The sequence below is a fragment of the Arthrobacter sp. KUASC02 genome, assembly GCF_059739395.1.
Map to the genome: position 1 here is coordinate 3023043 of NZ_AP046053.1, position 20100 is coordinate 3043142.

Below are 20100 nucleotides of genomic sequence, written 5' to 3' on the forward strand. Positions count from 1 at the left end.
GGCGTAGGGGAAGATCCCCTGATGCGTACGATGTTGTGGACGTGCTACTTGACGTATTGGGGCAGCCTGACCGGCTCGCCCGTTGACGGCGGAACGTTGTACGTCCGCAGCGCCTGGCTCATCACCGAGCGGAACACGGGACCATTGGTGATTCCGTAGATGCTGCCCTTGGGGCGCTGCAGGACAACTTCAACAATAAACCGCGGATCGTCCATCGGCGCCATTCCCACCATGGAGGCCGTGTAGCCGCAGTACCCGGATTTGCCGTCGTCGCACGGCGACTGGGACGTTCCGGTTTTAGCGCCCACGCGGTAGCCGTCGATTGCTGCTTCCTTGATCTGCCCCTCGGTCACGGCGCTCTCCAGGATGTCCCGGACCTGCTGTGCGGTTTCCTTGGACACGATCTGACGGCTCTCCTTCGCCGGGACCTTTTCCTCGGTTCCGTCCGGGCTGATGTAGCTGTCGATCAGGCGCGGCTGGAGCATCACGCCGTTGTTGGCAATCGACTGGTAGGCGCGGACGGTCTGCAGGGTGGATTGCGAAACGCCCTGGCCGAAGAGGACGGTGTACTCCTGCCGGCCGTCCCACTGGTCAGCAGGGGTGAGGATGCCGGTGGCTTCGGCGGGAATCCCGATGTCGGGGGCTTCGCCGATGCCGAACTTCTGCAGCCAGTCGTGGCGCTGTTCCTTGGTCAGCCGCTGCCCGGCCATGACCGTTCCGGTGTTCATCGACCAGCCCAGGATCCCGGCCAGGGTCCGTTCCTCGGTCCCGTGATCGAACGAGTCGGTGAAGACCTGGCCGTCCACCACGTAGGACGGCGGGATGGTGAACTTGTCCAGCGGGCTTGACTTGCCCTCCTCGATCACGGCGGCGGCCGTGATCATCTTTTCCACGGAACCCGGTTCGTATGCGGCCGTCACTGACCGTACGCCGCGGTCCTTGGCGGCCACCTTGCCGGGGTCGTTGGGATCCGGGGCGTTGGTGTCTGCCATGGCGATGATGTTGCCGGTCTTGATGTCCTGGACGATGATGACGCCCCATTCGGCGCTCAGCTTGTCCGACTGGTTCTGGATTGCCTGCTGGGCAAAGTACTGCAGGTCGGAATTGAGGGTGAGGCGGATGTCCTTGCCGTCGACGGCGGGCGTCAGTTCGTCCACGCCGACGGGGATGCGCAAGCCGTCGGCGCCGATTTCGAAGAGCCGCTTGCCGGGAGTTCCCTTGAGGACCTCGTCCTGGGTCTGCTCCAAGCCCGCCTGCCCGGTTGTTCCGTCCTGCAGGAAACCGACGATCCCGCCGGCGACAGAGCCGTTCGGGTAAACGCGCTTGCTGGTGCCTACGGTGACTATGCCTGGGATCTGCAGCTGGGAGATCCGGTCCTCCATATCGGGCTTGAGGTCCTTCGCCACGATGTAATAGGGCTTCTCCCCCGTCAAGGCCTCCTTGACGTCCGCGGGGTCCTGCCCCAGCACGGCGGCCAGTTCCTCGATGCCCTTGTCCCTGGAAACGGTGACGAGCTCTTCCTTGTCACCCACCGTGTCCAGTCGCTTGAACGACTCCGTCTTGGTGTTGACGCGCTGGTCCACCACTACGTTGTAGCGGATGACGCTGTTGGCGAGGACAGTTCCGTTGGCGTCCAGGATGCTGCCGCGTTCGGCGGGGAGCTCGATCGGCGTCAGGCGGTTGTTCAACGCGGCCTCAGCCATTCCGCCGATGTCCAGTCCCTGGACCATGAACAGTTTGCCACCGACCACCAGCAGCAGCGCCAGCATCATACCCAAGCCGAGGCGGAGCCTCCTGGTGGCGTTCGGCACTTTTGCGGTTGTTTTCTTGCCGGTGCTCTGCGCCACGGTGAGTCCTTGCTGCTTGCTTACTGGTGGTCAGTCCTGTCAGTTACTGCCCGGCGTCTTCTGCTTTGGTGCCGGAACGGATCCGCCGTGGAGATCGGCCGCGGGCTTCGCGGCGGCCGGCGGCTTCGCGGCAGCGGCAGCCTGGGCAGCTGCTGCCGCCGGCGCCGAAGCGGCCTCCTGCGCCGGCTTGCGGACGGCCAGTGGCTCCTTGGTAGTGGCGGGAGGAACCACCGTCAGCTGCCCGGCGACTGCCGGCGCTGCAATGATGGCTCCGGGCTTGTCACCCTTGACTGCCGGTTTGGGTGTGCCGCTGACGACCAGTGTGGAGAGGTCGATCTGCCCCTTGCCGGTGGAAGCCACCATGCCCAGTTCCGAGGCCCGGGCGGCCAGGTTCTGGGGAGCGTCGAAGTTCTGGACCTGCTGTGTCAGGTCCTGGTTCTGCTTCGTCAGGGTGGACTGGTTGCTCCTGAGCTGCACCAGCTGGTACTGCGCTGTGGAAACCGAGATGTTCAAAACCAGGACCGCCATGAGGGCGACCGCCAGCAGTGCGAAGCAGAGCACAACAAAAGGAGCCCTGCGCTTGCGCGGGGTCGAACGGACCACGGACAGCGGGGTCCGCAGCTTCCGCTCGGATCCACCGGAAGGCTTAAGGCCTGTGAGGGCTCGGGCCGCCGTGCCGGACACGACTGGGAAGTTCTTGGCAGCGGCGGTGCTCATGCGGCCCTCCTGGCTCTGATTCGTTCAACTGCGCGCAACCGGGCGGACGCTGCGCGTGGGTTTTCGGCGATTTCATCGGCGGTGGGCACCTCGGTGCCCTTAGTCAGGGTTTTGAGTTCGGGCTTGTGTTCTTCCAGTTCCACCGGGAAGCCCAGCGGCGCGGAGGACTTGGATCCGGTCTGGAAGACTTTCTTGACGATTTTGTCCTCCAGCGAGTGGTAGGACATGACCACGACGCGGCCCCCCATCGCGAGGGCGTCCACAGCGGCAGGCACCGCACGTTCCAGGACGTCGAGTTCCTCGTTGACTTCGATCCGCAGGGCCTGGAAGGTCCGTTTGGCCGGGTGGCCTCCGGTCTTCGCCGCCCCTGCCGGAACCACCGCGCGGATGGTGTCGACCAGTTCACCCGTGGTGGTGAACGGCTTGACTGCGCGCGCAGCCACGATGCGGTTAGCGATCCTGCCGGCGAACTTTTCCTCACCCCACTTGCGGATGATCCGGACCAGGTCCTCTTCGCTGTAGTTGTTCACGACGTCCGCGGCCGTCTGGCCCCGGCTCGTGTCCATGCGCATATCCAGGGGCGCATCAAAAGAATAGGCAAAACCGCGTTCGCGCTCATCCAGCTGCAGGGAGGATACGCCCAGGTCCATCAGGACGCCGTGGACTTCCCCGACGCCAAGGTCCCGGAGGACGTCCGGGATTTCGTCGTAGACGGCGTGGACCAGGTCAGAGCGGTTTTCGAAGGGCTTCAGACGCTCGCCGGCCAGGGCCAGGGCTTCTTCGTCGCGGTCGATTCCGATGAGGTGAAGGTCCGGAAACCGCTGGAGCAGGGCTTCGGAGTGACCGCCCATTCCCAGGGTTGCGTCGATGACCACCGGCGTCTCGCCCCGGCTGCGGGCCGCCTCGATGCCAGGGGCCAACAAATTGATGCACCGGTCCTTGAGGACCGGTACATGGCGTTCGGACGTGGGTTTTGGCTGGTTGGGATCGCTCATACCTTCGTCCTTTCGTGCCTCTGTTTGCCTTGCTGGGCCTGGCTGGTCCTCGGTGCGGTTCTTAAGCCAGATCCCCATCCGCGCCTATCCCAACGTCCGCCTGGCTCCGGGGAAGTGAGCCAGGAAAACGTTCGGATGGGCGGCTGGAGATCTCGTTCAAGAAACGCTGCCGTCGTCGCTTCCGGGCCTCAGAAGATTCCCGGGATGGCGTCGTCGGTTTCAGAGAAGGAGGTTTCCTTTTCTGCCAGGTACTCGTTCCAGGCCTGGGCATCCCAGATCTCTGCCCGGGAGCCTGCGCCGATAACGGCGAGCTCCCTGCCAAGACCTGCGTATGCCCGGAGTGCGGGAGGAATAGTCACGCGCCCCTGCTTGTCAGGTACCTCGTCCGAGGCTCCAGAGAGGAAAACCCGGATGTAGTCACGAGTCTGCTTGGAGGAGATGGGCGCCTCCCGCATTTGCTCGTGAATCCGCTCGAATTCCCGCTCACTGAAGACGTAGATGCAGCGTTCCTGGCCCCTTGTGAGAACCAGTCCGCTGGCAAGTTCCTCACGGAACTTCGCTGGGAGGATGATCCGCCCCTTTTCGTCCAGACGCGGTGAGTGAGTGCCAAGAAACATGGCCACCCGCCTGTCTGTCGTCAGGAGCTGCACGTCCCCTGTGCTGCCACTACCCTCTTACCTGCTCCACTTTACTCCACATCGCTCCACAGTCAACGCGACACGGAAGATTCGTCCCGGGTTTGGACAAATCCCGCCCCGGAAATCCGGGGTTCTGGGCGGGTGGTGGAAAGTGGAGGGATATCGGCGCCTGGAGGGGCGCGAAGAACAGCACGACGGCGGACGGCACGGACCGGACGGCGTCGCGTCCGCGAGCGCCGGCCGTTAAAAGCAAAAGACCCGCCGCGGCGGGTCTTTCTGCAGGTCTGCCAGGGGCAGGTGGTGCGAAGTGGAGCGTTAGCTGAACGCTGTCACGGTCGGGTTATTGCTGCTCACCCCGGCGCCGTTCATCCCAGCGTTCTTCAAGGCCGCTCATGAACGAACTGCGCCCCTTGCCGGTTTTCTTGCCACCGGTTGATTTCGCTTTGCCGGCGGCGGAGCTGCGCATCGTTGCAAAATAGACTCCGGCTCCCATCACGATAAATCCGAGGACACCAACAAAAATGCTCTGAAGTGATACGCCCACCAGCAGGAGGAGGACACCGGCCAGTGTGGCCAGCACGCCGATCACGATGTGGCGCGTGGACCAGTTGCGGCCCGGATCCGATCCCATTGAATTGGCAAACTTCGGATCGTCCTCGTGCAGCTGCTTCTCCAGCTGCTCGAGCAGCTTCTGTTCGTGCTCCGAGAGCGGCATCACGACCTCCTTAAGTCGGCCAACGTCCGGACCTGCCCTGGTCCTGTGTTGTCAATCCACTAACGTCCGGCATGCGCGGGAGGTTCCCGGCCACCGTATAACGAAAGGCCGGATTCCACGCATTCGGACGGCGGACCTGTTCAGCAGGGTGTTCGGTAAGTCCAGACGTTCGAAATCTATGTATATCTAAGGATAGTTTGTTGCGCCCTGTTCTGAAAGACACTCCGGCGCGGCGGAACGGTCACTCTCCGGGCGTGTGCGGGTCCATCAGGCGCGCCGGGAGCACCGATTTCGAGCCGAACTTGGCCGCCACCTTGTCCAGTGCTTGTTCCGCGGCCCGCCAGTTGTCGTCGCGGCGGTCAAAGCTCAGCTGGAGCGAAGTCTGGGCAGCTTCCTCAAGCTGTTCGGCCCGGACGCCGACGAGCCGGACCGTCATGGCCCGCGGACCGAGCGATTCCAGGAGCTGAACGGCCACGGCGTAGATCAGCTGTGCACTGTCGACCGGGGCGTGCACCGTCCGGCTGCGCGTGATGGTGGAGAAATCGGTGTAGCGGAGCTTGAGGGAAATGGTCCTCGCCACCATCCCCGTGCTTCGGAGCCGCTCGGCGGTCCGGTGGGACAGGCGCAGCAGTTCACGGTGCAGGAGGGCGTCGTCGGCTGTATCAACGGCGAACGTTTCCTCGGCGCCGATACTCTTCTCGAGGCGGACGGGGGTTACGGCACGGGGATCAATCCCCCACGACAGCCTGTAGACGTGCTCCCCTGACGCCCCCAGCAGCTTCTTCAGTACCGACGGCGGCGTCGCGGCGACATCGGCCACGCTCCGGATTCCCATGCGGGCCAGCACCTCGCCCGTCTTCGCCCCCACGCCCCACAGCGCGTTGACGGGAAGGCTGTGCAGGTAGGCGACGGTCTCATCCGGCCCGATCAGCAGGAGCCCGTCCGGCTTACAGCGGGTGGATGCGATCTTGGCGACAAATTTGCTGGCCGCAATGCCCACGGAGGCCGTGATGCCGAGTTCCTCGTGCACGCGCCGGCGGATGATCCCGCCGATCTCGCGCGGACTGCCCAGCCGCCGGATTGCTCCGCCGACGTCGAGGAAGGCCTCGTCGACGCTCAGCGGCTCCACCAGCTCCGTAATCGACCCGAAGATGGCCATGAGCTGGGCGGAAACCTCGTAGTAGAGCTTGTGCCGGGGTTCGATAATGACGGCCGAGGGGCACATGCGCGCCGCTATTGCCATGGGCATCGCCGACTTGACCCCGAATTTCCGGGCCTCATAGGACGCGGACAGCACCACCGAACGCTCCGCCGGGTAACCCACAATCACCGGTTTGCCGCGAAGTTCGGGCCGGGTCCGAAGCTCCACGGAGACGAAAAAGGCGTCCATGTCCACATGCATGATGCTGCTTCGCCGGAGCTCCCGGAGGGTCGCTTCGAGCTGCTGTTTATCCTGTTCCGACCCCACGTCTTCAATCCTATGCCGTGGTACTGACTAAACTGGAGGCTGCATCCGGCGTCAACACCAGGAGGAATGTCCCTGTGAAGGTAATTGGAAAGCTCAAGCCTGCGGGCTGCGCCGTGATCGTGGCCGGCGCGGTGCTGGCCCTGGCGGCGTGCACCCCGGCCAATCCCGGCGCCACAGCCACCGGGACTGCCAGCGCTTCAGCTTCCGTCACCGGACAGGCATCCGCCACCGCCCCCGCGAGCCCCACCGCCTCCCCTGGAACCACCGCCGCCGTCGGCGCATTGGTGGCCGGCTTCCCCGAGAAACTGCTGCCCGTGATGCCGGGGGCAAAGGTGGTGTCCAGCAGCTTCGACAAGACCTCCACTCCGGCAACAGCGGCATTGGTGGGAAACATCACCTCCCCGGCTGCCGCCGTCGTAGCGTTCTACACCAAAGAGCTTGAAGCCCAAGGCTTCAAAGCAGTGCCCGGCGAGAACGTGGGCGCGGTCGCGTCCAAGGACTTCCTCCGCGGTGACAACGAAACCGTGAACATCGCAGTGGTGGAAACCGGCGGGGTCTCCACGTTCACCATCGGCGCCAACGTCGCAGCTGAGTCCGCGAAGTGACGGTCGCGGAGCAGCTGCGCCTGGAGCAGACGGCCTACGTAGCCGCTGTCGCGGGCAAGCTCAATGACTTCCTGGCGACCCGCCAGTCCGTGATGTCCGCCATTTCCCAGGACATCGATCCGCTGATGGGGTCCATCTCCAACCTGGTCACCGGCGGAAAGCGGCTGCGTGCGCTGATGTGCTACTGGGGGTGGCGCGGCGCAGGCGGGGACGCTGCTGCCAATGAGGTGATCACTGCCGGATCGGCACTGGAGCTCTTCCAGGCGGCGGCATTGATTCACGATGACATCATCGACCGGTCCGATACGCGGCGCGGCGGACCGAGCGTCCACCGGCGCTTCAGCCAGCTGCATGAAGACCAGGGCTGGGCCCTGGACAGTGAGCGGTTCGGCCATGCCGCAGCCATCCTGACCGGCGACCTCTGCCTGTCGTTCAGTGAAGAAACGTTCACGGACATCGGCCAGGCGGCAGCATCAGGGAGCCAGGCACGGCTGATCTTCAACCTGATGAGGGCCGAGGTGATGGCCGGGCAGTACCTGGACATCCTGGAAGAAGTCGCAGGTCCCATGCGCGACCGGGCCGGAGCGGTCAGCCGGGCCCAGTCAATCATCCGGTTCAAGTCGGCGAAGTATTCCACGGAGCACCCGCTCGCCCTCGGAGGTGCCCTGGCCGGAGCGTCCGATGAACTCCTCCGCGGCTACTCAGCGTTCGCGCTGCCGCTGGGCGAAGCGTTCCAGCTCCGGGACGACGTGCTGGGAGTGTTCGGCGATCCCGTGACCACCGGAAAGCCGGCGGGCGATGACCTCAGGGAGGGAAAGAGGACGGTCCTGGTGGCCTTCGCCCTCGACCAGGCGTCCCCGGAGGAGTCCCGCTTCCTCGACGCAAAGCTCGGAAGCCCGGACCTGTCCGACGATGATGTGGAGGAAATCCGCCGCATCATCGTGGACTGCGGTGCGCTCCAGGCCACCGAAGTCCTGATTGAGGAATTCGGCCGCGCCGCCTTCAGCGAACTGGACATGCTTCCACTGGAAGACCTTCCCAAGACGGCCCTGCGGAAACTCGCCGAGGCCACCGTCAGCCGCGCCTCCTGATTTCGGGGGGCGCGGCCACCGCGCGTGGAATAACCGCGCGGTACTGCCGGGCGGGGATTACCAGGCGAGGGATTGTGCCCTGCGGCGGATTTCCGTCTTCCGGCCTTCACGCAGGGCGTCAATCGGACGGCCACGCAGTGATTCATCCGGGGTGAAAAGCCACGTGACGAGTTCCTCGTCGGAATACCCTGCATCCGACAGGACCACAATGGTCCCCTTAAGGCTCTCGACCGGATGGCCGTCCTGCATAAAGTCCGCCGGCACCGACCTGATGCGGCGTTCACCGACCCTCAATGCCACCAGTGCTTTTTCGTCCAGCAAACCGTGGACCTTAGTAATGGAGACGTTCATCATTTCTGCAACGTCGGGCAGGGGCAGCCATTCGCCTACAAGGCTTTCTACAGTACTCACGGATCAAGATTGCCACGCGGTGCACTGTTGCGCCTAGTCAGCGCAATGAGGCGGGCGGAAGGCGTAAATCGACACTCCGAAAAAAGGCATATAAGAGATGCCATACATTTCTTGTGCTAATCAGCAATTCGTGAGAGATTCACATAGATCACATTTGCATCAACGCTAACTTTAGTAACACTAGTACCATTCGTAACAACGGCCTGACCGACAGCATTCGCCGCTGAGAAGAGGATCACTCCCATGACGACGCCCCGATCGCCAAAGCAGCACCCCAGGCCGAGCCTGCCTATGATTGCGGCGACCACGGCCGCCCTTCCGGCCGTCGTCCTGTCCTCTCTCGCCATCGCCCAGCCGGCGGCCGCGGAAGCCCGTCCGCGGGTTGTTCCTGCCACCTTGGCAGCCGCGATGCAGGCCCAGGAAGCCGCCCTCAAGGCGGGCGTCATTCCGGCCGCGTCGGTCTCCACCTCAATCCCGGCCTCCCTCCGGCCCGCCCAGCCGTCCGCTCCGGCTGAGTACACCATTGCCCGCGGTGACACCATCAGCGGCATTGCGGGCCGCTACGGCCTCGACACCAATGCCATCCTGAAGCTGAACAACCTGCAGCCCAACACCATCATTTACCCGGGCCAGAAGATCAAACTGACCGGGTCAGCCCCGGCGCCTTCCGCTCCGGTGGCGAAGCCCGAGGCCCCTGCGCCCGCCACGTCCGGCGGAAGTGTCTACACCGTAAAGTCCGGTGACACCCTGGGGGCCATCGCCGCGCGCCACGGAGTGAAGCTGTCAGAGGTGCTGAGCTGGAACGGCCTCAACATGAATTCCATCATTTACCCGGGCCAGAAGATCAAGATCGGCGGCGGCCAGTCCTCCGCCCCGGCACCTGCCCCGGCCCCCGCGGCCACCCCGGCTCCTGCTCCGGCCCCCGCCCCCAGTTCGGGCTCCTACACGGTGAAATCCGGGGACACGCTGTCCGCCATCGCCGCAAAGCACGGCGTCAAGCTCTCAGACATCCTCTCGGCGAACAAACTCACCCTGTCCAGCGTTATCTACCCCGGCAACAAGCTGGTCATCCCCGGCGCTTCGATCCAGCCGGCTGCCAGCGTCACTCCCCTGGTGCCGAGCTCCTTCCTTGGTTTCACCTACCCCGCCGCCGTGGTCTCTTCCGCCAACCAGAACAAGGCCCTGCTCAACGCTTCTCCCGTACCCACTCGGGAACAGATGAAGTCGATCGTCGCCGATACGGCACGTCGGATGGGCGTGGACCCCTCGCTGGCCCTTGCCTTCGCCTACCAGGAGTCCGGCTTCGACCAGCGCGCAGTCTCGCCGGCCAACGCCATCGGCACGATGCAGGTCATCCCCACGTCGGGCGAATGGGCCTCCGACCTGGTGGGCCGCAAACTGAACCTGCTCGATCCCTATGACAATGCAACCGCAGGCGTAGCCATCATTCGCCAGCTGATCCGCACGAGCAAGGACCTGGACCACGCCATCGCCGGCTACTACCAGGGCCAGTATTCCGTCAGCAAGAACGGCATGTTCGACGACACCAAGGCCTACGTGGCAGCCATCAAGGCGCATCAGAAGAACTTCGGCTAGAACCATAACGGCACCGCAAAGGCGGGTGCCGGGAGGGTAACGATACGGGTCCGGATTGCATGTCGATTCGGGCCCGTTTCCGTGTAGCACTTAGGATCGTAAGGTGCAGGAAAAAGTGTCGGACTCCCTCGTTGGAACCCTGGTGGACAACCGCTACCGGGTTCAGTCCAGGCTGGCGCGCGGCGGAATGTCCACTGTCTACCTGGCCACGGACCAGCGTCTTGAGCGCGACGTCGCACTCAAGGTCCTCCATCCGCACCTCGTCAACGACGGAAACTTCCTGGACAGGCTGGGCCGGGAGGCAAAGGCCGCGGCCAAGCTGTCCCACGCCCATGTGGTGGGCGTCCTGGACCAGGGCAGCGACGGTCACACGGCCTACCTGGTCATGGAGTACATCAAAGGCCACACCCTCCGGGACGTCATCAAGGAGAAGGGTGCGCTGTCTCCGCGGCTGGCCCTGGCGCTGATCGACCCAGTAGTGGAAGGCCTCGGAGCGGCGCACTCCGCCGGGCTGATCCACCGCGATATCAAGCCCGAAAATGTCCTGATCGCCGACGACGGCCGAATCAAGGTGGGCGACTTCGGGCTGGCCCGTGCCGTCACCACCTCGACGAGCACCGGGGCACTGATCGGCACCGTGGCCTACCTGTCCCCCGAGCTCGTGCTCGGCAGGCAGGCCGACGCCCGCAGCGACATCTACTCAGTGGGCATCATGCTGTACGAAATGATCACCGGGAAGCAGCCGTTCGACGGCGAGGTCCCCATCCAGGTGGCCTACCAGCACGTAAACTCCTCCGTCCAGGCCCCCTCGGCGGTTGTGCCGGGGCTGGCTGCCGAGGTGGACGAGCTGGTGCAGTGGTGCACGGCGCGTGACCCTGAACAGCGTCCGGTGGACGGCAATGCGCTGCTGTCCGAACTCAGGCACATCCGCACCAACCTGACCGACGCGGAACTGGATCTCCAGCCCCCGGCGGCTATCGCCGCCGTCGCCCATTCTCCGGCCGGGCTGCGGCCTCCCGCCCACCCGCCCTCAGGTCGACCCGCCGCGGCCCGGCCCCCTGAGCGCCACGACCACACGGAGGTCCTGTCCGCCGGCCAGCATCCGACGGAAATCATCACCCGCCAAAGCAATCCCACCACGGTGCTGTCTGCTTCCCCCGGGCGGACGGGCCGGTTTGGCGCCCTGGCGGCCCCGCCGGAAACGGAATCCGACTTCGCGGATGCCGGCGACGACGGGCCGGACGACGCGGTTCCATTGAGTAAGCGGGCACAGCGCAAGCAGGACCGCGACGCCGCCAAGGCACAGTCGAAGGCTGCGTCAACGCCGGTCCGGTCCCTTCGCGAAGGTAGTCCCCGCCGTCGAGGCATCCTGTGGATCATCATCCTGGTCATCGCCGCGTTGCTCGCAACGGGCGCCGGCTGGTTCTTCGGCATGGGACCCGGCTCCCCCGGCACCATTCCGCGGGTAGCCAACAAGACGGTGGCCGAGGCCCAGCAACTGCTCGGCACTGCAGGGTTCCAGTCCACCACAAAGGATGTTTTCGACGACGATATCCGGGCCGGGCTCGTCGTCGGCACCGAACCTGAGGCAGGGCGGGAAATCCGCAAGTTCCAGTTGGTGTCGCTTTTCGTGTCCAAGGGCCCCCAACTTTTTCCGCTTCCCGGACTGACCGGCAAGTCATTGGACGAGGCCAAGACCCAGCTCAACGGGGCAGAGATGGCCTTGGGCAAAGTCACGGAGACCTACAGCGAAACCGGTCCGGCGGGAACCGTCCTCGCCCAGGACCCGGCGGCGGGCACCCCCGCCCGCCGCGGCACGCCCATCAGCCTCACTGTCTCGAAGGGGCCGGAGCCCATTGCCGTCCCGGATGTGCGCGGCCAGGAACAGGGCGCTGCAGTCAAGGCGCTTGAGGCGGCCGGACTGAAGGCAGTAATCTCCCCCGAAACGGTCAACGACAAGAAGGTCCCCAAGGGCGCCGTCGTGGCCCAGAACCCGTCCTCCGGCACCCTGACCCGGGGCGATACCGTCACCCTGACGGTCTCCAAGGGACCCAAACTCGTGGATGTGCCCAGCTACATCGGCAAGCAGGCCAATGATGCCCGCAAGGCGCTGGAGAAGCTCGGCTTCGAGGTACGGGTAAACAACATCCTGGGCGGCTTCTTCGGAACGGTGCGCGACCAGGATCCGGTGGACACCCAGGTGCCCGAAGGGTCACTCATCACCCTCACCGTCGTCTGACCTGGACCCACTAAAAAGCTCCGCCCGGCTGGTTCCAGCCGGGCGGAGCTTTGTGATTAATCAGCGCAGTCAATCAGCGCGTCCGAGTCGGATCAGGGGCGCTTGGACAGGGCTCCTGCGACGAGGAAGGCCATCTCCAGGGACTGCATGTGGTTCAGGCGCGGGTCGCAGACCGATTCGTAGCGGTCCAGGAAGGCTTCCTGGTCGATCGGGTCGGCACCGCCGAGGCACTCCGCGACGTCGTCCCCGGTCATCTCAACATGCAGGCCGCCGGGAATGGTGCCCAGCGAGTGGTGGACTTCGAAGAAGCCGCGGACTTCGTCGATGACGTCGTCGAAGTTCCTGGTCTTGTAGCCGTTGGGCGAGGTGACAGTGTTCCCGTGCATGGGATCGGTGACCCAGAGAACCTGCGCGCCGGAGGCCGTGACCTTCTCGACGATGGCGGGGAGCTTCTCGCGGATGTTGCCCGCGCCCATCCGGGTGATGAAGGTCAGCCGTCCGGGTTCGCGGTCCGGATCGAGCTTGTCGATGAGCCGCAGGGCGTCGTCGCCGGAGGTCTTGGGGCCCAGCTTGACGCCGATCGGGTTGCGGACGCGGGACAGGAAGTCGACGTGGGCGTGATCCAGTTCGCGGGTGCGTTCGCCGATCCAGAGGAAATGGGCCGAGGTGTCGTACGGAAGTCCGGTGCGGGAATCGATGCGGGTCAGTGCGCGCTCGTAGTCGAGCAGCAGCGCCTCGTGGCTCGCGAAGAATTCGACCCTTTTCAGGGCTTCGAAGTCCGCGCCGCAGGACGCCATGAACTTGATGGCCCGGTCGATGTCGCGTGCCAGCGACTCGTAGCGGGCGTGGGCCGGGTTCTCGGTGAAGCCCTTGTTCCAGTGGTGAACCAGGCGCAGGTCAGCGAAGCCGCCCTGCGTGAACGCCCGGATGAGGTTCAGCGTGGAGGCCGACGTGTGGTACGCCTTGAGCATCCGGCCGGCGTCGTGGGCCCGGGATTCCGGCGTGAAATCGTAGCCGTTGACAATGTCGCCCCGGTACGCCGGGAGGGTGACGCCGTCGCGCGTTTCATCGTTGGAGGAACGCGGCTTGGCGAACTGTCCGGCCATCCGGCCCATTTTGATGACGGGCATGGCCGCGCCGTAGGTGAGGACGACGGCCATCTGCAGGATGGTTTTGACCCGTGCGCTGATCTTGTCCGCCGTGGCGGCCTCGAAGGTTTCGGCGCAGTCCCCGCCCTGGAGCAGGAACGCCTTGCCCTGCGCGGCAGCGGCCAGCCGTTCGCGGAGGATGTCCACCTCGCCGGCGAAGACGAGCGGCGGAAGGACGGAAAGTTCCTTCACGGACGTGTCAAAGACCTCTTTGTTTTGCCAGCTGGGCTGCTGGGAAACCGGCAGGTCCCGCCAGTGGTCCAGTCCCGGATAGTTGGCGGCGCCGCTCTGGGCGGTACTGGTCAGCAGGGAGGCAGGTTTTGCGGATAGCTCAGTCACACTACAAGACTAGTTCCCGGATCGGCGTTTACGCACCGCAACCGTCATTCGCCCCAAACCACCGTCACAGAACCGGCGTCACGCTTTGTCGGGTTCCGCGGGGCCGGCGCCCCCTCCGGATCCGTCCGAGCCGCCGGATACGTCCGGGCCGCCGGCGCTGCCTGAGCCGTCAGCGGGTGTGCCCGCCAGCCGCAGTTTGACGACTGCCGCATATTCGTCCACATACTCCTGCCCCGAGAGGCGCATGAGTTCGTACATGATTTCGTCGGTCACGGAACGCTGGATCAGCCGGTCTTCCTCCAGGCCGTAGTAGCGGCTGAAGTCCAGCGGTTCGCCGAAGATCATGCCGATGCGCCGGATGTTCGGCATCCGCTTACCGATCGGCTGGACTTTGTCCGTGCCGATCATGGCGACGGGAATCACCGGAACCCGGGCCTGCAGGGCAAGTTTTGCCACACCCACCTTGCCGCGGTACAGGCGAGAATCGGGGCTGCGGGTTCCTTCCGGATAAATTCCCAGCAGCGAACCGTGCGAGAGGACGTCCATTCCGGCGTTCAGCGAAGCGGCCGAGGCCGCGCCGCCCGACCGGTCCATGGGCAGCTGGTTGGTCAGCCGGAAGAAGAGTGCAGTCAGCCGGCCCTTGAGGCCCGTGCCGGTGAAGTATTCCGACTTCGCCAGGAAGACCACGGGACGCGGAACCATCAGCGGCATAAAGATGGAGTCGGAAAACGACAGATGGTTGGACGCCAGGATGGCTGCGCCTTCGGCCGGGACGTTGTCCAGCCCTTTGACCCAGGGCCGGAACAGGAGCTTTAGCACCGGTCCCAGGACGAACGTCTTCATGAACCAATAAAACACGTGGTGTACCTCTCCGGAAGGCGTCTGGCCGCCCCTTCGTCGGGCCCGGCCAGGACTTCAATGCAACCCTACTCTAGTGAGATTTGTGGTGAATGGTGACACGATGGGCACATGAGAGAAAGCAGCAAACCGACTGTGCCTGCCGCTTTCAGCTACCCCGGCCACGGAAGCAATGCCCGGATCGGCGTCGCCATTTGCCACGGCTTCACGGGAAGTCCCCTCAGCGTCATGCCGTGGGCCCTGCACCTGGCGGAGCAGGGGTTCGCCGTTTCAGTCCCGCTCCTGCCCGGGCACGGGACTGACTGGCGCGAGCTGGCCCGCTCGGGCTGGCGGGACTGGGCCGGTGCCTTCGAAGCCGCCTACCTTGAGCTCGCCGGCCGGACTGACACCTGCTACGTCGCGGGGCTGTCCATGGGCGGCGCCGTCGCCCTGCGCACGGCGTCCCGCCATCGCGTTGCCGGTGTGGCCGTGGTCAATCCCGGGCTCAGCTTCTACGACCGCAGAGTCCGTATTATCGGCATCCTGAAGTACTTCCAACAGACCACGCTGCCGATTGTGGAAGCCAACCCCACCGCGGCCACCACTGAGGACGGCGACTATTCGCAGACGCCGCTGGCCGCCGTCCACCAGCTGAAGAAGCTGTTTGCCGCCGCCCGCCGTGGACTGCCCCGCGTCACGGCGCCGGTTCTGGTTTTCAAATCGGACACCGACGACGTTGTGCCGCCGTCGTCCCTTGAGCTGATCAGGCGGCGGCTGGGGTCGGCCTCGCTTCGCGTGGTGCCGCTGCCCAACAGCGGCCACGTGGCCACCCTGGACAACGATGCCCCCGTGATCTTCCGGAATTCGTCCTCCTTCTTCCATGAGCACGCGCAGCACCACGTACCTTCGGAGACATCATGAGCATCGCCGCCGACCACAGCCCCCTGAGTTCCCCCTTTACCGGAGACGGCCCGTCGATCGGCGTTGCCGTGTCCCACGGCTTCACCGGAAGCCCGCACGGTGTGCGGGCCTGGGCCCAGTCACTGGCCGACGCCGGCTTTGCGGTGCGGATGCCGCTGCTGCCGGGGCACGGGACCAGCTGGCAGGAACTCGCCAGGACCCGCTGGCAGCAGTGGTATTCCGCCTACGACGCGGCGTACCTGGAGCTTGAGGCCGAATGCGACCATGTGTTCACGGCCGGCCTGTCCATGGGCGGGGCACTCGCCCTGAGGGTGGCAGCCCAGCGTCCGGTGGCGGGTGCCATCGTGGTCAATCCGGGCCTGGTCATTGATGATCCCCGGGCGCCGCTGGCCGGTGTCCTGAAGCTGGTCCTGAAAAGCACTCCAGCCATCGCGAACGACATCCTCAAGCCGAATACGGACGAGGGCGCCTACCCGCGGACACCCGTGGCGGCGGCGCACGAACTGAACAAACTGTTCAGGGACACGCGGCGGCTGCTGCCGCGGATCACTGCACCGGTCCGGGTGTTCCGTTCCACGGTGGACCACGTCGTGTCGGATTCGAGCATCGTGGCGCTGCGCCGCGGCCTCACCCATGCCACGCTCCAGCTGAGCACCCTGGGCAACAGCTACCACGTGGCCACCCTGGACAACGATGCCGCAGAGATTTTCAGCGGGACCGCGGAATTTATCCGCGCCGTGGTTCCGGGAAACCTGGACCCGTCCCCCGCTAGCCGTGAAGGACATGGCCGATGACCCGATCCGACTCCAATTCCTCCGACCAGAGCGCGAACCAGGACGACGCCGTATGGCTCGACCTAGTGGCCCGGCTCGAGGGCAGCGACACTCCGGCCGCTGACGGCACCGGTGACGCCGTCGAGGGCAGCCAGCCAGCCAAACGGCCCTTCCGCGACTTCGATCCGCTGGGCCTGTCCGGAGCCGCGCCGACGGAGCCCTCTGCGTCTGAACGCCAGGCCGCCGTCCGCGAACCGCAGCTGGGGGCGGACCACGGAGGCACAGCTGAGACGGAGGCAACCGGCGGGCCGAGGGATTACGACGCCGACGACGACGAACCGTTCGTACCTGAGGAACCGCCGAGCCTGGCCGGCACGGATCCCCTGACCATGCTCGCCTGGCTGGGTGCCGTGGGCGGTCCCGTCGCCCTGGTGCTGGCCGCCATGTTCTGGCGGTCGGCGCCGCTGATGGCCATCTTGGGAATCGTCGCCGCATTCGTCGTCTCCGTGATCTACCTGATCATGCAGCTGCCGCAGGAAAAGGACGAGCACGACGACGGCGCGCGGGTTTAGTGCCCCGCGCTTAGCCTGCTGATCGCCCGGTTAGCCGTGCATCCGGCTGCTGACCCGTGACAGGTCCGCGGCGCCGATCAGCCCGGCGTTGGGGCCCAGGGCGGCCAGGGCGATTTCCGCCGCCGGGCGGAACCCGCGCCCGGTCAGGTTCCGGGCAAAAGCCTTGCGTGCCGGTGCCACCAGCAGCTCGCCGGCATCGCACAGGCCTCCGCCGATCACGAACTTCCCGGGGTCCAGCGCGGCAGCCAGGTTGGCCAGCCCCAGTCCCAGCCACTCCCCGACGTCTTCCAGGAGCTCCCTGGACGTCGGATCGCCCGCCTTGGCCAGTTCCGTCACAATGACTCCGGTGATCCGGTCAACCTGTCCGTCCACGGCTTTGAGGAGTTCCTGCGCGACGGGTGAATTGGCGGCGGCCAGCTCGCGGGCTTCACGGCCCAGGGCGTTTCCGGAGGCATACTGCTCCCAGCAGCCGCGGTTTCCGCATTCGCACCGGTGGCCTCCGGGCATGATGATCTGGTGGCCGAATTCGCCGGCAACGCCGAAGCGTCCGCGTTCCACCCGGCCGTCCATCACCATGGCGCCGCCGATCCCGGTGCCGAGGGTGATGCAGACGAGCCTGTTTTGTCCCTGCCCGGCACCAAAGCGCCATTCGGCCCAGGCCGCGGCGTCGGCGTCGTTGGTCAGCAGGACCGGGCGTCGCAGCAGGCGCTGGAGGTTGTCCCGCAGCGGTTCGTTGCGCCAGGCGAGGTGGGGGCTGAACAGCACTGTCCCGCCGTCGAGGTCCATCCAGCCGGCGGCGCCGATTCCCACCGACCAGATGCGGTGGCCCTGGCTTAGCTCTTCGACCAGTTCCACAATCACTTGTTCCACTGCCCGGGGGTCGTTCCCGGGCGTCGAGCGCCTGGCCTGGCTGAGTATCCTGCCGTCGGCGTCGACTACGCCTGCAGCGACCTTGGTACCGCCGATGTCCACACCGATTGCCAGCCCCTTGCGCCCCAGCCGGAGATGCTCGCGAAAGCCCTGGCTTGCGGCCAGCGCGTCCTGACCGGCGGGCTTCCGGCGCCGCCAGGAGGCCGTCCGTCGGTAGGGTCTGGGCAGGTCGCCGGGTGTTGGTGTGTGCATGGTTCCCCATTCTATTGCCCGGGCCCTGTTTTCCCGCGTGGCCGGGCGCTGCGTGAAGCGGCTCCGGACACGGCTCGCGGCGGGCCGGATTGGCGGGTTTCCGGCCGTTAACCGTAAAGTTACTCGCCAGTAGGTGAAACAGGACACACCTCCGCAACGGGCGTACTAGTGTTAGCAGTACCCCCTGCGGGTCTATGGATAACAAAGGAGCTATCGTGCGCGAATTCAGTGTTCCGCCCTTGGTGAATGTACCCCCCGAAACCAACATCACCGACCTGGTGCTGCGGCAGGCCGCCAAGGCCTCGAACCCGTCCCTGTATTCGCGGCTCGATGCCGCCGGGCAGTGGCAGGACATCACTGCCACCGATTTCGTCGCCGACGTCCGCGTCCTGGCCAAGGGACTCATGGCCAGCGGAGTGGCGGCGGGCGACCGCGTGGGCATCATGTCCCGCACGCGTTACGAGTGGGCCCTGGTGGACTTCGCCATCTGGTTCGCCGGCGGCATCTCGGTTCCCATCTACGAAACGTCGTCACCCAGCCAGGTTGCCTGGAACCTAGGCGACTCGGGTGCCGTGGCCGCGTTCGGCGAATCCGCGCACCATGAGGACATCATCCGGCAGGCCGCCACCTCGGAAGGACTCTCTTCCCTCGCCCACGTCTGGCAGCTCGAGGGCGCCGGGCTGGACGAACTCCGTGCCGCAGGAACCGCCGTCACCGATGAGGACCTGGAAGCCCGCCGCAGCCTTGCCTCGCTCGCCGACGTCGCAACGATCATCTACACCTCCGGCACCACCGGCAGGCCCAAGGGCTGCGAACTGACACACGGCAACTTCGTGGAGCTGTCCGAAAACGCCCTGGCCACGTCGCTGTCCGGCATCGTCCACGAGCAGGCACGGACCATCATGTTCCTGCCGCTGGCCCATGTGTTCGCCCGGTTCATCTCCGTCCTGGCCGTAGCCGCCGGCGTCACCGTCGCGCACACCCCGGACATCAAGCACCTCCTGCCGGACCTGCAAAGCTACAAGCCCACTTTCATCCTGGCCGTGCCGCGGGTGTTCGAAAAGGTCTACAACTCCGCTTTGACGAAGGCTGAGGACGGCGGCAAGGGCGCCATCTTCCACAAGGCGTCCGACACTGCCATCGCCTACTCGAGGGCACGGCAGGCCGGCTCCATCGGCCTCGGCCTCAAGCTCCGCCACGCACTCTTCGACAAGCTCGTCTACAGCAAACTGCGCGCGGCCATGGGCGGCCAGGTTGCCCACGCCGTCTCCGGCGGCAGCCCGCTGGGCGAACGCCTGGGTCACTTCTTCCAGGGCATCGGCATGCAGATCCTCGAAGGCTACGGCCTGACCGAGACCACCGCGCCCATCACGGTCAACACCCCGTCGCTGATCAGGATCGGCACCGTGGGCGCTCCCCTGCCGGGCAATGCGGTGAAGATCGCCGACGACGGCGAGATCCTCGCCAAGGGCGTCTGCGTGATGCGCGGCTACTACAAGCGCGAGGACCTCGCGGCCGACACGTTCGTGGACGGCTGGTTCCGCACCGGCGACATCGGACAAATGGACGCTGACGGCTTCCTGACCATCACGGGCCGCAAGAAGGAAATCATCGTGACGGCCAGCGGAAAGAACGTCGTCCCCGCCCTGCTGGAGGACCAGATCCGGGCCGATGCCCTGGTCTCCCAGGTGCTCGTGGTGGGCGACAATATGCCGTTCATCGGAGCCCTGGTGACCCTCGACGAGGAAGCCCTGCCGGGATGGCTGCACCGGCACGGGCTGCCGACCACCACCTCCCTTGCCGAGGCGGCGGAACATCCCGTGGTCAAGGCGGCCGTGCAGGACCTCATCACCCGCGCCAACCAGTCGGTATCCCAGGCGGAAGCCATCAAGTCATTCCGGATTGTGCCGTCCGACTTCACCGAGGCATCCGGCCACCTGACGCCTTCGATGAAGGTCAAGCGGGCCCAGGTGATGAAGGACTTCGAGTCGGTCATCGGGGAAATGTACGCTGCACCGAGGCCGGCCCGCGCCGAGCCGTCCGGCCAGCACTAGCCCAACACAGCA

General features: G+C 65.4%; 18 protein-coding genes. 8 read left to right on the forward strand and 10 right to left on the reverse strand.

Annotated elements, in window-relative coordinates; translation table 11 throughout:
- Positions 1-44: 44 nt before the first annotated feature.
- The 6 genes from AC6JAC_RS14035 to dinB form a co-directional block, all read right to left on the reverse strand.
- On the reverse strand, positions 45-1847 hold the full coding sequence (locus tag AC6JAC_RS14035; protein WP_028271729.1) for a peptidoglycan D,D-transpeptidase FtsI family protein: 1803 nt from the start codon (positions 1845-1847) through the stop codon (positions 45-47).
- A 39-nt stretch (positions 1848-1886) separates the two neighbouring features.
- A complete protein-coding gene (gene ftsL, locus AC6JAC_RS14040) occupies positions 1887-2564 on the reverse strand; it encodes a cell division protein FtsL (protein WP_028271728.1) in 678 nt (225 codons plus the stop codon).
- The gene (gene rsmH / locus AC6JAC_RS14045) at positions 2561-3559 is read right to left on the reverse strand and encodes a 16S rRNA (cytosine(1402)-N(4))-methyltransferase RsmH (RefSeq protein WP_028271727.1); all 999 of its coding nucleotides are present in this window, start codon (positions 3557-3559) and stop codon (positions 2561-2563) included. The genes ftsL and rsmH overlap by 4 nt, the downstream gene beginning before the upstream one ends.
- 188 nt (positions 3560-3747) lie before the next feature.
- On the reverse strand, positions 3748-4176 hold the full coding sequence (gene mraZ / locus AC6JAC_RS14050) for a division/cell wall cluster transcriptional repressor MraZ (protein WP_028271726.1): 429 nt from the start codon (positions 4174-4176) through the stop codon (positions 3748-3750).
- A 361-nt stretch (positions 4177-4537) separates the two neighbouring features.
- Positions 4538-4912 (reverse strand): SCO2097 family morphological protein, encoded by a 375-nt coding sequence (locus AC6JAC_RS14055; RefSeq protein ID WP_347897430.1) that lies wholly within the window; start codon positions 4910-4912, stop codon positions 4538-4540.
- Between the two features lie 241 nt (positions 4913-5153).
- Positions 5154-6314, reverse strand: coding sequence for a DNA polymerase IV (gene dinB / locus AC6JAC_RS14060; RefSeq protein ID WP_156037151.1), 1161 nt, complete (start codon positions 6312-6314; stop codon positions 5154-5156).
- 140 nt (positions 6315-6454) lie between these two features.
- Here dinB and AC6JAC_RS14065 point away from each other — a divergent pair, with 140 nt between their 5' ends.
- Both AC6JAC_RS14065 and AC6JAC_RS14070 read left to right on the forward strand, forming a co-directional pair.
- On the forward strand, positions 6455-6985 hold the full coding sequence (locus AC6JAC_RS14065; protein WP_028271723.1) for a hypothetical protein: 531 nt from the start codon (positions 6455-6457) through the stop codon (positions 6983-6985).
- On the forward strand, positions 6982-8076 hold the full coding sequence (locus AC6JAC_RS14070; protein WP_028271722.1) for a polyprenyl synthetase family protein: 1095 nt from the start codon (positions 6982-6984) through the stop codon (positions 8074-8076). Before AC6JAC_RS14065 ends, AC6JAC_RS14070 begins: the two co-directional genes overlap by 4 nt.
- A gap of 57 nt (positions 8077-8133) precedes the next feature.
- Here the strand turns inward: AC6JAC_RS14070 and AC6JAC_RS14075 are convergent, their stop codons facing one another.
- Positions 8134-8487 carry an Rv2175c family DNA-binding protein gene (locus tag AC6JAC_RS14075; RefSeq protein WP_028271721.1) on the reverse strand — a complete coding sequence of 118 codons (354 nt, stop codon included), beginning with the start codon at positions 8485-8487 and terminating at the stop codon, positions 8134-8136.
- Positions 8488-8730: 243 nt separating this feature from the next.
- On the opposite strand from AC6JAC_RS14075, the gene AC6JAC_RS14080 reads away from it, so the two are divergent.
- A complete protein-coding gene (locus AC6JAC_RS14080) occupies positions 8731-10083 on the forward strand; it encodes a lytic transglycosylase (RefSeq protein WP_497965119.1) in 1353 nt (450 codons plus the stop codon).
- A 103-nt stretch (positions 10084-10186) separates the two neighbouring features.
- Entirely contained in the window at positions 10187-12322 is a 2136-nt protein-coding gene (locus tag AC6JAC_RS14085; RefSeq protein ID WP_497965121.1) for a Stk1 family PASTA domain-containing Ser/Thr kinase, read from the forward strand.
- Between the two features lie 92 nt (positions 12323-12414).
- On the opposite strand, the gene AC6JAC_RS14090 is transcribed toward AC6JAC_RS14085, so the two are convergent.
- Both AC6JAC_RS14090 and AC6JAC_RS14095 read right to left on the reverse strand, forming a co-directional pair.
- Positions 12415-13809 carry a class II 3-deoxy-7-phosphoheptulonate synthase gene (locus tag AC6JAC_RS14090; protein ID WP_028271718.1) on the reverse strand — a complete coding sequence of 465 codons (1395 nt, stop codon included), beginning with the start codon at positions 13807-13809 and terminating at the stop codon, positions 12415-12417.
- Positions 13810-13887: 78 nt separating this feature from the next.
- Positions 13888-14667, reverse strand: a complete 780-nt coding sequence (locus AC6JAC_RS14095) for a lysophospholipid acyltransferase family protein (RefSeq protein ID WP_497965123.1) — start codon at positions 14665-14667, stop codon at positions 13888-13890.
- 111 nt (positions 14668-14778) lie between these two features.
- Between AC6JAC_RS14095 and AC6JAC_RS14100 the strand changes: the two genes are divergently transcribed.
- Genes AC6JAC_RS14100 through AC6JAC_RS14110 form a run of 3 tightly spaced genes read left to right on the forward strand, consistent with a single transcriptional unit; the run spans position 14779 to position 16912 of the window.
- Positions 14779-15567, forward strand: a complete 789-nt coding sequence (locus AC6JAC_RS14100) for an alpha/beta hydrolase (protein ID WP_028271717.1) — start codon at positions 14779-14781, stop codon at positions 15565-15567.
- Positions 15564-16361 (forward strand): alpha/beta hydrolase, encoded by a 798-nt coding sequence (locus AC6JAC_RS14105; protein ID WP_028271716.1) that lies wholly within the window; start codon positions 15564-15566, stop codon positions 16359-16361. Before AC6JAC_RS14100 ends, AC6JAC_RS14105 begins: the two co-directional genes overlap by 4 nt.
- Positions 16358-16912: a hypothetical protein gene (locus tag AC6JAC_RS14110; RefSeq protein ID WP_497965126.1), complete on the forward strand. Its 555-nt coding sequence runs from the start codon at positions 16358-16360 to the stop codon at positions 16910-16912. The genes AC6JAC_RS14105 and AC6JAC_RS14110 overlap by 4 nt, the downstream gene beginning before the upstream one ends.
- A 30-nt stretch (positions 16913-16942) precedes the next feature.
- Here AC6JAC_RS14110 and AC6JAC_RS14115 read toward each other — a convergent pair whose 3' ends face one another.
- Complete coding sequence (locus AC6JAC_RS14115; protein WP_347897419.1) at positions 16943-18034, reverse strand: ROK family glucokinase; 1092 nt, start codon at positions 18032-18034, stop codon at positions 16943-16945.
- A 215-nt stretch (positions 18035-18249) separates the two neighbouring features.
- Here AC6JAC_RS14115 and AC6JAC_RS14120 point away from each other — a divergent pair, with 215 nt between their 5' ends.
- Positions 18250-20088 carry an AMP-dependent synthetase/ligase gene (locus AC6JAC_RS14120; RefSeq protein WP_497965128.1) on the forward strand — a complete coding sequence of 613 codons (1839 nt, stop codon included), beginning with the start codon at positions 18250-18252 and terminating at the stop codon, positions 20086-20088.
- Positions 20089-20100: the final 12 nt, after the last annotated feature.